This window comes from Ruegeria sp. BE10 (assembly GCF_056538905.1).
Map to the genome: position 1 here is coordinate 1 of NZ_JBQFTX010000014.1, position 16,215 is coordinate 16,215.

Sequence of the window (16,215 nt, forward strand, 5' to 3'; positions counted from 1 at the left end):
ACCAATGACCATCGCCTGCCTGCTGGCCAACACACTGACGGCCTGCTGCCGCGCCAATGCCTTGCCAGAGCCCGAAGGCCTGACAGCTTGAGATTTGCTGCCGTTCTTCGCTCAGGCGGTAGCAAGTCTGCTAGTTCCAAAGTGCTACAATATTGGCGTTTGGCGGGCCGCGCCACGCGTATGGTGATTGTATCAATTGGCCACTCTTCGACGAATGTTGCACGCGTCCGCGCTTTAATAACTCGTGCGGCACAAACAGACATGGCACTGGATCAGCAATTCTGGGGCAAAGATATGTCGCAGGACGAATGTCAAACTCAGATCAAACAACTGAACGGGGCGGTGGATGTCTATGCTGTCCTTCTTTTACCTGACGTACCTGCGCATATTGACGTACTCAACCTGCGAAGTGAATTGCAGAGACACAAAGACCTCATTCGCCCCGGGGCATGGCACTATCCCGGACCCGTTCGTCCGGGCGAAGTTGATTGCATACTGAACAGTGCGATTGCAGCCCATCAGGCCCATAGGGTTGCGCTGGATAAGAGAGATGCTCAGATCGCGAGATAGCCAATTCCGACAAAAGCAATGATGCATCCAAGCCATTGAAAGAAAGCCATTTCCTCTCGCAAAATTGCCCAGGCCAATACAACGGTAAACAACCCGAAGATCGACGCTGTAACGGACGCGTATTGGGCATTAGGCAACCCCCCGGCAGACACGACGCACAGAATTGCCACCGCATCGAGCGCACCCATCAAGCACAACAGGGGCAGGGCTCGTGTGCCCGGCCAAAGCGACTTGCGAGATGCAATAGCGATTGCTGCCAGCACAGGGATAGCGGTCAGACGGCCAATCAATGAAACAGTGAATTCGTCGCCCAGTTCGGCTGCATACTGACCCAAAGCGAACGTTGCAGCGAACCCGACTGCAGCGAGTATGGAAAAGGCAATCGTCGGCCCGGCGGCAGGGTACTCTGTACTGTCGTCGGATCGAGTCGACACAATGGACACGCCGGCACCAATGGCAATGATTGCCAGCCAATGCCAGATGCTGACCTCGGAACCGCGCCAGATCGCAAGTGTGACAGACAGGACCGGATAGCTGGCGACAAGCGGGGCAACCAGACGTACAGGCCCGCGCTGAAACGCAGCATACATGCTGAGGCCAGCCAGCAAGTAAAAGCCGCCCGCTGCAACTGCGTAGGACACTGCCTTGGCGGACATAGGGGCGAACCCAGCCCAGATTGCCACAAGACCGAACTGTAACAATGCCCCTGCAACCAGCACGGCCATCAATGCGGCAATGACGCTAACGGATTGGCTGACATATCGCACGGCAAGATCGTGAAAACCCCAGCACAATGCTGCCAGCAGACCCAGTGCAAGGGCACTCATCCGGTCGCCTCGCGCAACTTGGAATGTCCGGAAATTTCGTATCCTTCTCTCGATATCAACCGCGCCAACATGTCACTGGTGATAAACTTATTTTCCTGATATGCAATATTTATTGACAACGGCAGCTCGGAGAAGAGACCTATGTCATCGGCTTTGGATCAACTCGGTGGCGAAGAAAAGCTGCGGACTCTTATCGAGCGGTTCTACGACCGAATGGAGACCGACCCGGCGGTGCATTCGCTGCACAGGCTACATTTTCGCGGTCATGGGTTGTCTCATACAAGACAGGCGCAGTTCGAATTCCTGAGCGGGTTTTTGGGCGGTCGTGCATACTATCGTGAGCGATTTGGTCATATGGACTTGCGAGAAATCCACGCGCATGTGCCGATACGTGAAGCGGATGCCGAGCTTTGGCTGGAAACTTTTGACGCCGCGTTGGCAGATTGCGAAATGGACGGTCCAGTGGTGGACAAAATGCGCACAACATTGCGCCGCGCTGCGCTGATGCTTGTCAACGATGTCCCCGATTGGAGGGTTGAAGCAGACAGCGAAAAGAACCTTGAGGTTCCGGGTTGATCGCGTGTGATCAGATCTGTCGCAATCTGTAATAGATACTGGATGTTATCTTGAATTGTTCTTCAACTATTTTGTCGCTGTCAGAAACCATTTCCCACGCTGCATCTGCAGAGCCAAGCCAATCAACGGCGCATTGATGGTTGGCGGGGTCGCCCATCCACGATTGGATCGTGCCCTGAACAAGTTCGGGGTGAAATTGTACGCTCCACGCACAGTCCGAAACCCGCAATGCCTGAACAGCAGAGGCATCAGATTGTGCCAGAATGGATGAGTCGGCTGGCAGATCAACAACTTCAACTCCATGCCATTGAAGCACCCGGAATTGATGAGGCAAGAGCTCGAACAGCGGATCACCCCGCGTGTTATCAGTCAGATTGATGGAATGCACACCGATCTCGGGCTTTTGCATGCGTGCGCATTTCCCACCTAGCGCGTCAACCAAAAGTTGGTGGCCCAGACAAATACCAAAATAAGGACGTTTGAAGTCTTGAACCCAAGTCCTGATTGCTTGCTTCTCACGCACAAGCCATGGGTTAGCTTCGATTTCCCAGACGTCCATCGGACCGCCAAGAACAAGAAGTAAATCAAATTCGTCGAGCTGCGGGATCGGTTGACCATCATAGAGATGCACAATACTGGCCGTATCACCGCATGACGAAATGTGCTCCAGAAATGCTCCGGGGTTTTCGCCCGGTGTATGCTGGAAAATCAGTATGTTCACGAGGTGCGGGTCTCTGCCTAACCGAAGGGGTGGGGCAGCAGAATTTCTGCAGCCCCTGATTTGTTTAGATGTCGAGTGTGTGGTCTTTTTCCCAGCGTGAGAAATGACTGACGAAGGAGTTCCACTCCTGGTGTTTCATTTTGAGGAATGCGCTTGAGAATTCCTGACCCATCATGGCTTTCAGCTCAGTATCGTTGTCGTATTCGCGTAATCCGTCGAGCATGTTCAGCGGCAGTTTAGGGGCGTCGGTGACGGTGTGTCCTTCGGCATACATGTCGATGTCCCAACGCCGCCCCGGATCAGCCTTGGACCGGATGCCAGACAGGCCCGCGGCGATGATGACCGCCTGCAGAAGATAGGGGTTGGTGGCCCCGTCGGCCAGACGCAACTCGAAACGGCCCGGGCCGGGGACTCGGACCATGTGAGTGCGGTTGTTGCCAGTCCAGGTCACGGTATTGGGAGCCCAGGTCGCGCCCGACATGGTGCGCGGCGCGTTGATGCGCTTGTAGCTGTTCACGGTCGGGTTGGTGATCGCGGCCAGAGCACTTGCATGTTTCATGATCCCGCCCAGGAAGTACTTACCCTGTTCACCCAGCCCAACCTCGCCAGTCGGGCCTTCGCCTTCACCGGCAAAGACGTTCGTTTTGGACTCTGCCCCAGGCGCATCCCAGACCGAGATATGGGCGTGGCAACCATTACCAGTCAGCCCTTCAACGGGCTTGGGCATGAAAGTAGCGCGGAAGCCGTGTTTTTCGGCCACCGACTTTGTCATGAACTTGAAGAAGGAGTGCTTGTCCGCGGTGCGCAGGACATCGTCGAACTCCCAGTTCATTTCGAACTGGCCATTGGCGTCTTCGTGGTCGTTCTGATAGGGTCCCCAGCCCAATTCCAGCATGTAGTCGCAGATCTCGCGCACCACGTCATAGCGGCGCATCACCGCCTGCTGATCATAGCAAGGTTTTTCGGCGGTATCGAACGGGTCGCTGATTTGTTCGCCATCAGGGGTCAACAGGAAGAACTCGGCCTCGATGCCGGTCTTGACATGCATGCCCATTTCGGCGGCCTCACCGATCAGGCGTCTCAACACGTTGCGTGGTGCCTGAGCGACGTCCTTGCCTTCCATCACACAGTTGCCAGCAACCCAAGCCACCTCGGGTTTCCACGGCAATTGAATGACTGAGGAGGGGTCCGGCACTGCCAACATGTCAGGATGCGCCGGGGTCATGTCCAACCAGGTAGCAAACCCGGCAAAACCCGCGCCATCTTCTTGCATATCGGCTATCGCCTGTGCGGGCACTAGCTTAGCCCGCTGCCCACCGAACAGGTCGGTGAAAGAGATCATGAAGTATTTGACGCCTTTTTCTTTTGCGAAAGCTGCGAGATCTGTCGTCACGATGGCTTTCCTTTCCCTGTTGTTTTTCGTTGTTCAAATGCAAAACGCGGCCCTTGTCAGAGAGCCGCGCAATTATTTTTCAGAACCCTTCTTTGCCCGGGTACCAGCTGGTACCGGCCAAGGGCACTCGGGCCATCGCGGCTGCCTCCATGGTCAGGGCGCATAGGTCTTCGGGTTCGAGGTTGTGCAAGTGGTTGTGACCACAGGCCCGCGCGATGGTCTGTGCCTCAAGCGTCATCACCTTGAGATAGTTGCGCAGACGGCGTCCGGCCTCGACCGGGTTTAGACGGGCGGCAAGATCGGGATCCTGTGTAGTAATGCCTGCTGGATCCTGACCTTCGTGCCAGTCGTCATAGGCTCCGGTGGTAGTGCCCAGCTTCTGATACTCGGCTTCCCATTTCGGATCGTTGTCGCCAAGCGCCACCAACGCGGCGGTGCCAATGGCCACCGCATCCGCGCCAAGCGCCAAGGCTTTGGCAACGTCGGCTCCGGTGCGGATTCCGCCCGAGATCACCAGCTGAACCTCGCGATGCACACCCAGATCCTGCAGCGCCTGCACGGCAGGTCGAATGCACGAAAGCGTCGGTAGGCCCACATGTTCGATAAAGACGTCCTGCGTCGCGGCCGTACCGCCCTGCATCCCGTCCATCACCACCACATCGGCACCGGCCTTTACCGCCAATGCCGTATCATAATAGGGGCGGGTCGCGCCAACCTTGACATAAATCGGCACTTGCCAGTCTGTAATCTCACGCAGTTCGAGGATCTTGATTTCCAGATCATCCGGGCCGGTCCAGTCAGGATGGCGACAGGCCGAGCGCTGGTCGATACCCTTGGGCAAGGTGCGCATTTCGGCCACACGGTCGCTAATCTTCTGTCCCAGCAGCATACCGCCGCCACCGGGTTTGGCACCCTGACCGACCACGATCTCGATCGCGTCGGCCTTCCTCAGGTCGTTTGGGTTCATGCCATAGCGCGAGGGCAGATACTGGTAGACCAGCTTGCTGGAGTGACCGCGTTCCTCGGGTGTCATACCGCCGTCACCGGTGGTGGTTGACGTGCCAGCTGCCGATGCGCCCCGGCCCAAGGCTTCTTTCGCCGGGCCAGAGAGCGCGCCAAAGCTCATGCCCGCAATGGTGATCGGAATGTCCAGTTCGATCGGTTTCTTGGCAAAGCGCGTGCCCAGCGTTACCGAGGTGTCGCAGCGTTCGCGATAGCCTTCCAACGGATAGCGTGACACCGACGCGCCCAGAAACAGCAAGTCGTCAAAATGGGGCACCTTGCGCTTGGCACCGCCACCGCGGATGTCATAGATGCCCGTGGCTGCGGCGCGACGGATCTCGGCATTGATCGGGTTGGAAAATGTCGCCGACTGGATCGGCAGGGTGCGGGGGATCTGATCGTCCATATCTTTCATACCCTTCTTCCTCAGTAAGCGGCGGAATTGTCGATGTCGAAGTTGTACAGTTCGCGAGCTGAGCCGTAGCGTTTGAACTCTTCCGGACTGGCGTCCGCGCCTGCGCGATCCAGCAGGTCCTTCAGAATCTCCAGGTGCTCGGGGCGCATCTCTTTCTCGATGCAGTCAGCGCCGAGACTTTTGACCGAGCCGCGCACGAACAGTCGCGCTTCATACAGCGAGTCGCCAAGCGCGTCGCCTGCATCGCCACAGACCACAAGGTTACCGGCCTGTGCCATAAAGGCCGACATGTGGCCGATACTGCCATGCACAACGATGTCGATGCCTTTCATCGAAATTCCGCAACGCGAGCTTGCATTGCCCTTGATCACAAGCAACCCGCCATGACCCGTGGCCCCGGCATACTGGCTGGCATCGCCATCGACGATCACCTGACCGGACATCATGTTCTCGGCCACGCCAGGCCCGACCGAGCCTTCAACCTTGACCGTCGCCTGCTGGTTCATGCCAGCGCAGTAGTAGCCGGTGGACCCCTTGACTGTCACTTCGATGGGCGCGTCCAGCCCGACGGCAATCGCGTGGCTGCCCTTGGGGTTCACAACCTCCCAACTGGTTTGGTTCGTCTCGGTGGATTGCGATTGCAGCGTTGCGTTCAGCCCGCGCAGGCCGTTTGCTTCAAGATCATAGGTCTGCATGTCAGGCGGCCTTTTCCGTCGTTGTCGGGCTGTCGTTGTGGGACCAGAAGTAAACCGTTGCCGGTTCCGGCTCCCAGACGCGGGCGTCTTCAATGCCGGGCAGGTTCACAAGCGCCCGATATTCGCTGCCAAAGGCCACGTATTGATCGGTCTCGGCCATTACTGCCGGTTTGCAGGCGATCGGATCGCGGACCACGCCGAACCCATCCTTGGTGCCGACAACAAAGGTGAAGAAGCCATCCAGATCCTCAAGGCTGCTTTCCAGCGCCTCACCCAAGGTGGCCCCGTTCATCATCTTCCAGGTCAGATAGGCGGCACCGACCTCGGTATCGTTTTCGGTTTGGATTACCACTCCTTCGCGACGCAGCTTGCGGCGCAGCGAGTTGTGGTTTGACAGCGAGCCGTTGTGAACCAGACACTGATCGGGTCCGGTGTTGAACGGGTGCGCACCCATCGTCGTGACCGCAGATTCCGTCGCCATGCGTGTATGACCAATGCCATGCGTGCCGCTCATGCTGCTGATGTCAAAGCGCGCGGCCACGTCTTTGGGTAGGCCAACTTCCTTGTAGATCTCCAGCATCTCGCCCCGGCTCATGATCCGGACCGAAGGCCGGATCTCTGCCAACGCGGCCCGCGCCGCTTCAAACTGCCCGGCCGGAACTTCAAGCACAGTGTGCGTGTCATTATCAGTCTGGCTTACCACCAGGCCTAAGTGCTGCCCCAGCTCTTCGGCTAGACCGGCAAAGTCGTCCTTGGGATTGGGCGACTGCAGCGTCATCTTAGTCTTGCCACCTAATTCCTCACCATAAATCGCAATCCCCGCGCTGTCGGGGCCCCGATCCGTCATCGTGATCAGCATGTCTGTCAGCATATTGCCCAGTTGGGGCGCAAGAGACTGGTCTTTGAGGAATAATCCAACAATTCCGCACATGGCTGGCAGATCTCCTTGTGTGTTTCGTTATGATTCTACGGTACCAACAATTCAAACGGACATCAATAATCATAGGAAATAAATTTTCCTGAGAGGCAATGGGCAAGAATTTAGATTTATGCCCATTGCCAGCTTTCAAAGCCGGATCAGTATCGTTCCAGCTGTGCTTTCACTTTTTCTTCGTCGCCGGTGTGACGGGCTTTCTCAAGGTGCTCGCCTTCCCGGACAAATTGGATGCGATGCCATCCGATCCAGAATATGACGCCCACAATGACCATCAGAACTTCGTAACCTTGGAAGGGATAGATTGGTCCGACTTCGGCCAGATCCACGGCCCAATTTGTATATCCATTGGTAGACATATTATTCTCCCTTACTTAGCTGCTACGCCACGGGCAGCCAGTTCTTCCTTGTCGGCTGCAATAATCGCGGCTTTGGCGTCTTCGTAGGCATGGTGTTCAGCGTAATCGAGACCCTGAAGTTCAACTTCTTCCGGGATGCGCAGAACACCAGCGGCCGATTGAATTTTCGCCAGAATCCAACCTGGCAAGAAGCCAAGAACAAAGAACATGATGACAGCACCAGTGATTTGACCGACCGGGTTAATCGTCGCGTAGCCTTCATATGGAGAAGAAGGCACACCCCAGAGGACAAAGCCCGAAATCACCAAGCCAACGAACCCTGCGTAGCCATGCACGGCGACAGCCCCAACGGCATCATCCAGCTTGAACCGACGCTCAACCCAATAGTGCAGTTTGTAAACGATCACGACACCGATGGCGGCAATGATCATTGCCTGGATCGGGTGATACAGATCGTTACCTGCCGAGGCGGTGATAATTCCGGCCAGACCGCCCGAGAATGTCCAGAAGGCGTCGCCTTTGGAAACCACATACGCTGCCATCAACCCGCCGGACAGCGACATCAGGAAGTTGAAGGTAATCGCGGAGAGCGTAGTTGGGGCCAGATAGATGTTGGTTGCGGTCCAAGTCACACCTGTGATTTGACCGTCGATTGCCTCAGGCGAGATCGCTGGAACGTTACACGCGGCGTAGAAGCCCCAGAAACCAGTGTAGATAAGGAATATCCCGATGGTTAGCATCCAGGGGTTGTGCGGCGGAATATCCCGCGGCGTACCGTCCTTGGCAAATTTACCCAGGCGTGGACCCAGAACCATAATCACGCCAAGCGCGTAGCCACCTGCAATCGCGTGGATAACGCCTGAAGCATAGGCGTCGTGGTAACCAAGAAGGCGTACCATCCAGCCGCCATAGTGCCAGCCCCACGCAGCGTCTATGATCCACCAAACAGAACCAATCATTACAGCATGGACCCACAGGGCAGAGGATCTGATCCGCTCGATTACAGAACCTGAAACGATCGAGGCGGCAGTCCATGAGAACAGCAAGAACGCGGCCCAGAAGACGCCGGTGATTCTGTCACTTAAATTAGTCGCCATCGTATCAGCCCAGGGCAGATTGGCAGCGCCCGCTTCGGTGTCCAGACCGCCCCAGAACGGAAAGTTCGGAAAGGCCCAGTAAATCCACCATCCAAAGAAGAAGAATGTGACCGTTACCAGCGGGATGATCATGATGTTTTTCATCAATGTGTGCATATGGTTGCGGGCACGACTGGCACCGACCTCGTACATGCAAAAGCCCACATGGATCAGGAACATGAAAACGACCGTTACCCAGTAGTAGAACTCGGTAAAGACCGTCGTTAGTGCATTTAGATTACCATCCACTTCGTAGTCTCCCTGTTGTTGCAGCAGGAGGTCTTTCTGCGAAGAATTTCCTGCTGGGAATATTTATCTACTCAGGGGACAATTTCATTGGCGACCTGTCAATAGATATGTGGGGCAAACATCTTTTAGGCATTTGGTTCCTGCACTTTTAGGCCCATCGAAATTCAACCCATGGCATTGATAAATAACCACTTATGCCATTCTCGGTAATTTATATTAGGGTGCACAAATTGCAGCCTAATATTCCCAACAGGAAAAAAATCTGCACATGGGTGTTGATTTTCAATCTGACATCGGCCTCAATATGGTCAACAAAAAAGCAATCAACGGGAGAGCTGAACAATGGCCATTCTTTGGAGGACGTCCGCCCTTGCGCAGCGCCATGCCGAGATCGGCGGCGAGTTAGAAGACTGGAACGGTATGGGAACCGCATGGTTCTATGACCATAGCCCGGAACGCGCCAAGGCGGATTACGAAGCCATCCGTACTAAGGCCGGTCTGATGGATGTGTCGGGTCTGAAAAAGGTTCACGTGGTCGGCGAAGATGCGGCTTATGTTATTGACCGCGTTACCACGCGGAACGTGGAAAAGATCATGCCGGGTCGGTCGACTTATGCGTCGATCCTGAATCCCGAAGGCAAGTTCGTTGACGATTGCATCATCTACCGCCTGTCAGTGAACACGTGGCTTGTCGTGCACGGCACAGGAACGGGCATGGAGCAGCTGACATCAGTGGCGGCTGGCAAGAATTGTTCGGTCATCTTTGACGACGACATGCACGACATGTCTTTGCAGGGACCGGTTGCGGTGGACTTCCTGGCCAAGCATGTTCCCGGAATTCGTGATCTGGCCTACTTCGGTATCATGCAAACCAAGCTCTATGGCTGCCCGGTGATGATTTCGCGGACCGGCTACACCGGTGAACGCGGGTACGAGATTTTCTGTCAGGCCAAGCATGCCGTGCACCTTTGGGACAACATCCTGGCCGAAGGCAAGGATATGGGCATCGTTCCGGTCCAGTTCTCGACACTCGATCTGCTGCGAACCGAAAGCTACCTTCTGTTCTATCCAGGCGACAATTCGGAAACCTATCCGTTCGACGATGAAACATGCGGCGATACGCTTTGGGAACTGGGCCTGGAATTTACAGTCTCACCGGGCAAAACTGGTTTTATCGGTGCCGAGAACCACTACGCCTTGAAAGGTAAAGAGCGGTTCAAGATCTACGGTGTCAAACTGGACGGTACAATTCCGGCGGATGAGGGTGCGGATCTGCTGCAAAACGGCGAAAAGGTCGGCGTTGTCACCTTCGGCATGTATTCCGAGATCAATGGCCACAACGTAGGTATCGCGCGGATGCCAGTCGCCTGTGCCTCACCCGGCACCCAGCTGACGGTACGAAACGGCGACGGGACAGAAATAGCAGCGACTGCGGAAGAGATGCCGTTCTACGACCAGGACAAATCGATCAGAACCGCAAAGGGCTGAGTTTAAGGGGGCGCAACGGACACACCGAGGCGCCCTTTTCCTATTTGAGGGCAAAATGTCAAAGTTCGAATTTCCCAAGTCAATCGCAAGCCGCCCGGTCTGGGGTACGCTAGAGGTTCGCTCAGGTGAACATCATCTCATGATCGCCGAGGCCGAAGGGGCCGAAGCCGTTCTTGACATCGCGACACCTGACCTGATGGCCAAAACCCACTTGATCTATATTCCCAAAGGGACGGATTTCACGACAAAACTGCAAGCGCTGAATCCCGCGCAATTCTACGAAGGCCCGTCCTATGAGGCCGCGCTACAGCGCATTCGCCGTGTGCTGGAGGATGCGCATATGGGGTTGCAGGTCTATCTGACCGGCACAGAGGGCATGATGGGTCAGGCTATGAATGAGGTGATGGCTGTTGGCTTGCCACATACCGCGATCCAGACCGAGCATCGCGGCTCGACTGCGCGCCGTATGCAATGTGTGCACTGCAAGGGCATTACCGATGATGTCGAGGTCGATCCGTTTGTTTGCTCGCACTGTGGTTTAAACCTTTTTGTGCGCGACCACTATTCCCGCCGCCTTGCCGCCTATCAGGGCGTCCGCGTTGACGCTGAGGACCATGGGAACGTGCCCGAGCCGAAGGGAATCTACGAATGAGTGGCGCAGAGAAAATTCAGGTCAAAGTTACAGAAATTACCCCGCTGAACGAATTGGTAACACGGTTCCGGTTCGAACGCGTTGACGGCAGTCAGTTGCCAACCTTTTCGGGCGGTGCACATACCGTGGTCGAAATGCAGGATGGCGGCATCACCCGGCTCAACCCTTATTCCCTGATGTCCGATCCGTTCGATCAATCATCCTATACGATCTCGGTTCGCCGCGATGATCAGGGCAGGGGAGGGTCGTTGTTCATGCACCGTCAGGTCAAGCTGGGCGACGAGATGACCATCAGCTACCCGGTCAACCTATTCTCGCTTGATTTGCGGGCCCGCAAACACCTGTTTCTGGCCGGTGGTATCGGGATCACCCCGTTTCTGGCGCAGATCAAACAGCTAGAACTGCTGCATGGGCATTGGGAACTGCACTATGCGTGCCGTAATCAGGCGCTGGCATCTTATGCGGATCAGCTGACAGACAGGCATCCGAACGAAACGCATCTGTACTACGACGATCAGAACCAGGCGATTGATCTGGAAAACCTTCTCAGCGGGCAACCCCTGGGCACCCATGTCTATGTCTGCGGACCAAAGGGCATGATCGATTGGGTGCGCAATACTGCCGCCGCAGAAGGCTGGCCCGAAGACTGCGTGCATTACGAGGAATTCTTAGCGCCTCAGCCCGGCAAACCGTTCGAAGTGCGTCTGGCGTCTTCCGACAAGGTCATTCATGTGGGTGAAAACGAAAGCCTTTTGGAGGCTATCGAACGCGAAGGTGTCGACGCCCCGTATCTGTGCCGAGGCGGGGCCTGTGGCCAATGCGAAACCGTTGTGTTGGATCACGACGGCAATTTTGTTCATCGCGATCACTGGCTGACCGACGAAGAAAAGGCAGCAGGCAAGAAAATCATGCCCTGCGTATCGCGTTTCGAGGGCAAGTCCCTCGTGCTGGACCGCTGAGAGGAGGCCCACCATGACCATTCAATTCAACGACGAGTCCTTCCGCGACGACTATACGTTCCACAACTCGGAATGGGCGATCAAACGCTTTCCGTTTCCGTTCCACGAAGACAGCTACATGTATTCTGTCAACATGGAACAGCACCGGGGCGGGCCTGAGGGCTCGGTCTATGAGATGCGGTTCGACGTGGATGAACACTATGTCTCGGAAATGAAAGACCGCGCCATCGTTCTTGATCAGGACCCGCTGCGCTGTCAGTCTCTGCCGCATATGACATTGGCGGGCTGGGACCTGCTGGAACTGATCATGGTCAGCAAATCCGAGGACTACCCAGACCTGTTCGAACTGCACCGCAACGGCAATCAGTGGCGCTGGATCAACAAGCCACTGGGGATCGATCACAGCTTTACCTTCATGGATGAAACCACGCTGCCTTACGGGCCGATGGAGTACATTACCCGTCAGGCGCAAGGCGATTTCGCAGTGCTGGACCAGCGGGACGAGATGTTGTGGATGGACGCTGGTATGGTCACGACCCAGGCCGATTGGAGCCTGGATTTCGACATCGGTATGAATTTTTTCGAATGGCACGCGCCGGTTCCAAAAGCCCATGAGATGGGGATTTTCAAGCGCGCGCTGAAGTTTCTGCTGAACATTCAACAGGGCGCGCCAGCACGGCGGCTGAACTGGACCATGACGGTGAACCCGCTGTTGGATACCAGCCCGGAAAACTATCACAAATGGGGCATCCAAAAGACCACACTGACGCCCGAAAACATAGCCCATAAGCAGCATCTTCGGGTCGAATTGCAAACATTCTTCCGATTGCCGCGATCAAACGCGCTAGTATTCCCAATCCGTTGTTATCTTTGCAGTTTTCAAGATCTGATGACGGTGCCGAAATGGGGTCGCCGGCTGCACCGTGTTGTTCGCGACCTTCCGGTTGAACTCGCCACCTACAAGGGGTTTATCGACAACCGCCCAATGATGTTGGACTACCTTAGTCAGTTTGACGACGGATTACCGACCTCTCCCGGTATATGGCCGGATCTGGAAACAGAGCCGCCTTTGTCAAAGTAAGCGATCACCTTGACGTGTTTTGGCTCAAATGACTGATGCAGGCAAAACACCTTGGCTCATTCAGCCCGATGACTTCGCATTGTATGACGCGCTTGCACTGCTTCGCGCGTCATTTCGGTATATGGATGCCCGAATTAATCCTCCTTCGTCTATCCATAATCTAACAGTGGAAGGAATGCAGGCGCATTGTAGGGGCGGTGGTGAAATCTGGGCCATGGGCCAACCGCTATTCGCGTGCATGTTTTTGACGCCCAAAGCCAACAGCTTGTACCTTGGAAAGCTGGCGGTGAAGGAAGGAATGCGGGGGCGGGGTATCTGCCGCACTTTGGTAGATCACGCTGCAAGTCGTGCAGCAGACCTTGGTCTATCAGCGTTGGAACTGGAAACGCGCGTGGAACTCACTGAAAACCACCGTGTGTTTTCAAGGCTTGGATTTACAATCGTAAGTACCGGCAGCCACGTCGGCTGTGACAGACCCACGGATTTCTTGTTGCGCAAGCCGGTCAATTTGTCTGCGGATAGCTGATCACTGAAATGTAGCGTGCCGGCAGATTCACCAACCGTTCTGGACCATGCGGTGCGTCGGCGTCAAAGAACAAGGTGTCACCCGGTTTCAGGGGGTAAATCTTGTCTCCGTGACGGTAATCTACCTCGCCTTCCAGCATGTAGATCGTCTCGATTCCATCATGTTGAAATGTTGGGAACACGTCGGATTCAACGGTCAGGGTGATCAGGTAGGGCTCTACGATTACCCCAGAACCGTTTGCACCAATATGCCCCAACAAATTATATTGATGATTGGCGCGTGTTCCTTCGCGCTCTAACTCGACGCCTTCACCCGCTTTGGTATGAACCGCCTCGCGGCGCTCTTCAAATTGTCTGAAAAAGCTTGTCAGAGGAACTGAAAGTGCATCAGCAAGCGATTGCAAAGTCGTCAGGGAAGGCGATGTGTTCCCGTTTTCGATCTTGGACAGCATACCAATCGACAATCCGGTCAGCTGAGCCAATTCCGCGACCGTAGTATTCTGCTTTTTGCGAAAAGCGCGAACCTCGCGACCAATGGCAACTTCAAGAACTTTTTCTCTGTCACCCGAGCGAACAGAATGTGGATCCTGTGTCAGATTTGTCGCCATTTCTTTGTCGGTTTTTTTCAATTTCGTTCTTTCAATGTCTTGCTACACTTGTCCAAACGGGTTCTGCAAGTAGACGACGTGCATTACCCAATCCAACTCGGTCTACCATAGCACCATTTTTTCCTGCTAGTAAAATAATGATGCTGACAGAAAAATTCTAGAACTCAAATTTCTATGACTAGACGGTATTACCGATAGCATGCCTGACCTCTGTGATAGAACCGCCGTGGGTAGCAAACGAGATTGTACCGAATCTGGATAATTGGTTGTACTAAGGCCTGAACGTTCGCATTGAAAACAACCATCTCTAACTCCGAGAGTGAGACAAACAGGGGCCGCTCGAAATTCGAACATCAGAATTTCTTTGTCGACTATAAGTTGGTGTGACGACTCCCCGACACCCTTGATCACTTTGCCATAGTTCGGCTTGGGTTCGAAATCGTTCCCCGCCAGCATCCAGCAATTGTGGTCGGTGTGTGTCTCTTTGATGAGTTTGAAACCTGAAGATCGCTTAATACAGATCTAAGTATCTGCTGATCTATTCGCGGGCTTTCAAACGTTAGACCCAAGCAGCATTACCTGAATGTCGGCTACATTGGTCCCGGTCGCTCCGGTCATCAGAAGATCACCAGACAGCGTCAAAGCCTTATGACTGTCGTTGCTCGCCAACAGAGCGGTAGGGTCATGTCCCGACGCGCGGATTCGGGTAAGCGTCCCTGCATCCACTATCGCGCCAGCCGCCGAGGTTGGGCCGTCGCGGCCATCCGTACCACCGCTAAGAAAAACCCAATTTCCGGGTATCGTGCGGTCTTGCGTCAGTTGGGCGACGCGCAGTGCCAATTCCTGGTTGCGCCCGCCGCAACCCTTTCCTTGCAGACGTACAGTCGTTTCACCACCAAACAGCAGGGCGGTTGGGCGGTTCGAAGTGGCGGACAAGGCTGCTTGGAAAATCCGTTCAGCCACGTCGGACACATCTCCAATCAACGCGTCGGACACAATTTCAGTACGGTAGTTCTGCGCCGCATAGCGAAACGCGGCTTCCAAACTAATTGTGTTCGACCCAATTAGGCTATTTGTTGCCTCAACTGCTATGGTATGTTCAGGAATACTCTTCTCCAGATGGGCACGGACGGCTTTTGGTAGCCGGTGCCAGATCCCGGCCTCGATGCAGGTTCTGCGGGCGTCCGCGTGGCTGCCGATTGGTAAGGCGGTTGGTCCGCTGGCTACGGCCCGAAGATCATCACCGATGACATCCGACAGGATATACGCCGTGATCGGGGCAGGTGCGCCGTGCAGCAAAAACCCGCCGCCTTTGAGCTGGCTCAGGTGCTGGCGCACAAGGTTCATCTGAACGATGTCCAGCCCGGAAGACAACAAAACCTCATTGACCGCAATTTTGTCCAAAAGGGTCAAACCATCAACAGGCGCGGGAACCAAGGCCGACCCCCCGCCGGAGATCAGTGCAATGATTTGATCCTGCTTACGTGCTGCGCTGAGCAATGCGATGATCTGTCGCCCGGCTTTCAAACCGCGTTCATCTGGGATGGGGTGCCCGCTGGTCAAAACCGTCGCACCGGGGACTTCGCTCCGGTTGTCGCTATGGGTTACGATCAGGGCGACATGGTCGCCCTGAACATGCTGCAATGCCTCCTCCATCATGGCAGGGGCAGCCTTCCCAATTGCAATCAGGATGCTTCGCCCGCCAGGTTCTGGTGACGGCAATGGGGCTGATTGCAACCGCTGGCGCAGGCACTTCGCCGGGTCCGCCGCGGCGACGGCTTCGGCAAAGATGGCGGCGGCTCTATCGCGCAGCGATATGGACGATTGCACAGTCATGATGCGATCAAGCTGCTGCGATCTGGCCTGCTTTTTCGACCAGCACTTCGGCCTGACGGATTGAGGCATAGTCGATCAGACGGCCATCCAGAGACACCGCGCCTTTGCCCGCCGATTCAGCCTCGGCCATGGCGACAAGAATGCGCTGTGCCTTGGTGACTTCGGCCTCGGATGGCGACATGACCTTAT

At 55.4% G+C, this 16,215-nt stretch carries 17 protein-coding genes and 1 pseudogene; 7 read left to right on the plus strand and 11 right to left on the minus strand.

The annotated features are described in order from the left end of the window. Nucleotides 1–261 precede the first annotated feature (261 nt). On the plus strand, nucleotides 262–570 hold the full coding sequence (locus ACR0M2_RS20410; protein ID WP_480706860.1) for a hypothetical protein: 309 nt from the start codon (nucleotides 262–264) through the stop codon (nucleotides 568–570). On the opposite strand, the gene ACR0M2_RS20415 is transcribed toward ACR0M2_RS20410, so the two are convergent. Next, nucleotides 555–1,397, minus strand: a complete 843-nt coding sequence (locus ACR0M2_RS20415) for an EamA family transporter (protein WP_480706862.1) — start codon at nucleotides 1,395–1,397, stop codon at nucleotides 555–557. The two genes, ACR0M2_RS20410 and ACR0M2_RS20415, sit on opposite strands and share 16 nt — an antisense overlap. 141 nt (nucleotides 1,398–1,538) lie before the next feature. Between ACR0M2_RS20415 and ACR0M2_RS20420 the strand changes: the two genes are divergently transcribed. Continuing rightward, the gene (locus tag ACR0M2_RS20420) at nucleotides 1,539–1,973 is read left to right on the plus strand and encodes a group II truncated hemoglobin (protein ID WP_480706864.1); all 435 of its coding nucleotides are present in this window, start codon (nucleotides 1,539–1,541) and stop codon (nucleotides 1,971–1,973) included. A 10-nt stretch (nucleotides 1,974–1,983) separates the two neighbouring features. Here the strand turns inward: ACR0M2_RS20420 and ACR0M2_RS20425 are convergent, their stop codons facing one another. The 7 genes from ACR0M2_RS20425 to ACR0M2_RS20455 all read right to left on the minus strand — a co-directional run bounded on the left by ACR0M2_RS20425 (nucleotide 1,984) and on the right by ACR0M2_RS20455 (nucleotide 8,877). After that, nucleotides 1,984–2,694, minus strand: coding sequence for a type 1 glutamine amidotransferase (locus ACR0M2_RS20425; RefSeq protein WP_480706866.1), 711 nt, complete (start codon nucleotides 2,692–2,694; stop codon nucleotides 1,984–1,986). Nucleotides 2,695–2,758: 64 nt separating this feature from the next. Further along, nucleotides 2,759–4,087 (minus strand): type III glutamate--ammonia ligase, encoded by a 1,329-nt coding sequence (gene glnT / locus ACR0M2_RS20430; RefSeq protein WP_170362875.1) that lies wholly within the window; start codon nucleotides 4,085–4,087, stop codon nucleotides 2,759–2,761. A gap of 79 nt (nucleotides 4,088–4,166) precedes the next feature. After that, nucleotides 4,167–5,495 carry an FMN-binding glutamate synthase family protein gene (locus ACR0M2_RS20435; RefSeq protein ID WP_170352119.1) on the minus strand — a complete coding sequence of 443 codons (1,329 nt, stop codon included), beginning with the start codon at nucleotides 5,493–5,495 and terminating at the stop codon, nucleotides 4,167–4,169. A 20-nt stretch (nucleotides 5,496–5,515) separates the two neighbouring features. Next, nucleotides 5,516–6,199: a GltB/FmdC/FwdC-like GXGXG domain-containing protein gene (locus tag ACR0M2_RS20440; protein WP_170362873.1), complete on the minus strand. Its 684-nt coding sequence runs from the start codon at nucleotides 6,197–6,199 to the stop codon at nucleotides 5,516–5,518. Between the two features lies 1 nt (nucleotide 6,200). Beyond that, nucleotides 6,201–7,130 carry a class II glutamine amidotransferase gene (locus ACR0M2_RS20445; protein WP_170415088.1) on the minus strand — a complete coding sequence of 310 codons (930 nt, stop codon included), beginning with the start codon at nucleotides 7,128–7,130 and terminating at the stop codon, nucleotides 6,201–6,203. A 146-nt stretch (nucleotides 7,131–7,276) separates the two neighbouring features. Continuing rightward, nucleotides 7,277–7,492 carry a hypothetical protein gene (locus tag ACR0M2_RS20450; protein ID WP_170352110.1) on the minus strand — a complete coding sequence of 72 codons (216 nt, stop codon included), beginning with the start codon at nucleotides 7,490–7,492 and terminating at the stop codon, nucleotides 7,277–7,279. An 11-nt stretch (nucleotides 7,493–7,503) separates the two neighbouring features. Next, nucleotides 7,504–8,877, minus strand: a complete 1,374-nt coding sequence (locus tag ACR0M2_RS20455; RefSeq protein WP_170362869.1) for an ammonium transporter — start codon at nucleotides 8,875–8,877, stop codon at nucleotides 7,504–7,506. A 342-nt stretch (nucleotides 8,878–9,219) separates the two neighbouring features. On the opposite strand from ACR0M2_RS20455, the gene ACR0M2_RS20460 reads away from it, so the two are divergent. From ACR0M2_RS20460 to ACR0M2_RS20480, 5 genes are read left to right on the plus strand one after another with little or no spacing between them, the layout of a single operon-like run. Then, nucleotides 9,220–10,365 (plus strand): aminomethyl transferase family protein, encoded by a 1,146-nt coding sequence (locus ACR0M2_RS20460; RefSeq protein WP_170533708.1) that lies wholly within the window; start codon nucleotides 9,220–9,222, stop codon nucleotides 10,363–10,365. 55 nt (nucleotides 10,366–10,420) lie between these two features. After that, nucleotides 10,421–11,017: a dimethylamine monooxygenase subunit DmmA family protein gene (locus tag ACR0M2_RS20465; protein WP_170379889.1), complete on the plus strand. Its 597-nt coding sequence runs from the start codon at nucleotides 10,421–10,423 to the stop codon at nucleotides 11,015–11,017. Continuing rightward, the gene (locus ACR0M2_RS20470; protein ID WP_170352114.1) at nucleotides 11,014–11,976 is read left to right on the plus strand and encodes a PDR/VanB family oxidoreductase; all 963 of its coding nucleotides are present in this window, start codon (nucleotides 11,014–11,016) and stop codon (nucleotides 11,974–11,976) included. Before ACR0M2_RS20465 ends, ACR0M2_RS20470 begins: the two co-directional genes overlap by 4 nt. Nucleotides 11,977–11,989: 13 nt before the next feature. Next, nucleotides 11,990–13,057 (plus strand): heme-dependent oxidative N-demethylase family protein, encoded by a 1,068-nt coding sequence (locus ACR0M2_RS20475; RefSeq protein WP_170362861.1) that lies wholly within the window; start codon nucleotides 11,990–11,992, stop codon nucleotides 13,055–13,057. 28 nt (nucleotides 13,058–13,085) lie between these two features. Further along, nucleotides 13,086–13,583, plus strand: a complete 498-nt coding sequence (locus tag ACR0M2_RS20480; RefSeq protein WP_480706868.1) for a GNAT family N-acetyltransferase — start codon at nucleotides 13,086–13,088, stop codon at nucleotides 13,581–13,583. Here ACR0M2_RS20480 and ACR0M2_RS20485 read toward each other — a convergent pair. From ACR0M2_RS20485 to ACR0M2_RS20495, 3 genes and pseudogenes are all read right to left on the minus strand, one after another. After that, on the minus strand, nucleotides 13,561–14,190 hold the full coding sequence (locus ACR0M2_RS20485; protein WP_170379885.1) for a helix-turn-helix domain-containing protein: 630 nt from the start codon (nucleotides 14,188–14,190) through the stop codon (nucleotides 13,561–13,563). The genes ACR0M2_RS20480 and ACR0M2_RS20485 overlap by 23 nt on opposite strands. A gap of 552 nt (nucleotides 14,191–14,742) precedes the next feature. Continuing rightward, nucleotides 14,743–16,026 carry a glycerate kinase type-2 family protein gene (locus ACR0M2_RS20490; protein ID WP_480706870.1) on the minus strand — a complete coding sequence of 428 codons (1,284 nt, stop codon included), beginning with the start codon at nucleotides 16,024–16,026 and terminating at the stop codon, nucleotides 14,743–14,745. Between the two features lie 7 nt (nucleotides 16,027–16,033). Next, nucleotides 16,034–16,215, minus strand: a pseudogene (locus ACR0M2_RS20495) (CoA ester lyase); the annotation flags it as partial.

Coding starts and splice junctions, on each gene's coding strand:
- ACR0M2_RS20420 (WP_480706864.1), top strand. CDS start 1,539: ATGTCATCGGCTTTGGATCAACTCGGTGGCGAAGAAAAGCTGCGGACT.
- ACR0M2_RS20440 (WP_170362873.1), bottom strand. CDS start 6,199: ATGCAGACCTATGATCTTGAAGCAAACGGCCTGCGCGGGCTGAACGCA.
- ACR0M2_RS20480 (WP_480706868.1), top strand. CDS start 13,086: ATGACTGATGCAGGCAAAACACCTTGGCTCATTCAGCCCGATGACTTC.
- ACR0M2_RS20415 (WP_480706862.1), bottom strand. CDS start 1,397: ATGAGTGCCCTTGCACTGGGTCTGCTGGCAGCATTGTGCTGGGGTTTT.
- ACR0M2_RS20470 (WP_170352114.1), top strand. CDS start 11,014: ATGAGTGGCGCAGAGAAAATTCAGGTCAAAGTTACAGAAATTACCCCG.
- ACR0M2_RS20485 (WP_170379885.1), bottom strand. CDS start 14,190: ATGGCGACAAATCTGACACAGGATCCACATTCTGTTCGCTCGGGTGAC.
- ACR0M2_RS20465 (WP_170379889.1), top strand. CDS start 10,421: ATGTCAAAGTTCGAATTTCCCAAGTCAATCGCAAGCCGCCCGGTCTGG.
- ACR0M2_RS20475 (WP_170362861.1), top strand. CDS start 11,990: ATGACCATTCAATTCAACGACGAGTCCTTCCGCGACGACTATACGTTC.
- ACR0M2_RS20490 (WP_480706870.1), bottom strand. CDS start 16,026: ATGACTGTGCAATCGTCCATATCGCTGCGCGATAGAGCCGCCGCCATC.
- ACR0M2_RS20445 (WP_170415088.1), bottom strand. CDS start 7,130: ATGTGCGGAATTGTTGGATTATTCCTCAAAGACCAGTCTCTTGCGCCC.
- ACR0M2_RS20460 (WP_170533708.1), top strand. CDS start 9,220: ATGGCCATTCTTTGGAGGACGTCCGCCCTTGCGCAGCGCCATGCCGAG.
- ACR0M2_RS20410 (WP_480706860.1), top strand. CDS start 262: ATGGCACTGGATCAGCAATTCTGGGGCAAAGATATGTCGCAGGACGAA.
- ACR0M2_RS20435 (WP_170352119.1), bottom strand. CDS start 5,495: ATGGACGATCAGATCCCCCGCACCCTGCCGATCCAGTCGGCGACATTT.
- ACR0M2_RS20450 (WP_170352110.1), bottom strand. CDS start 7,492: ATGTCTACCAATGGATATACAAATTGGGCCGTGGATCTGGCCGAAGTC.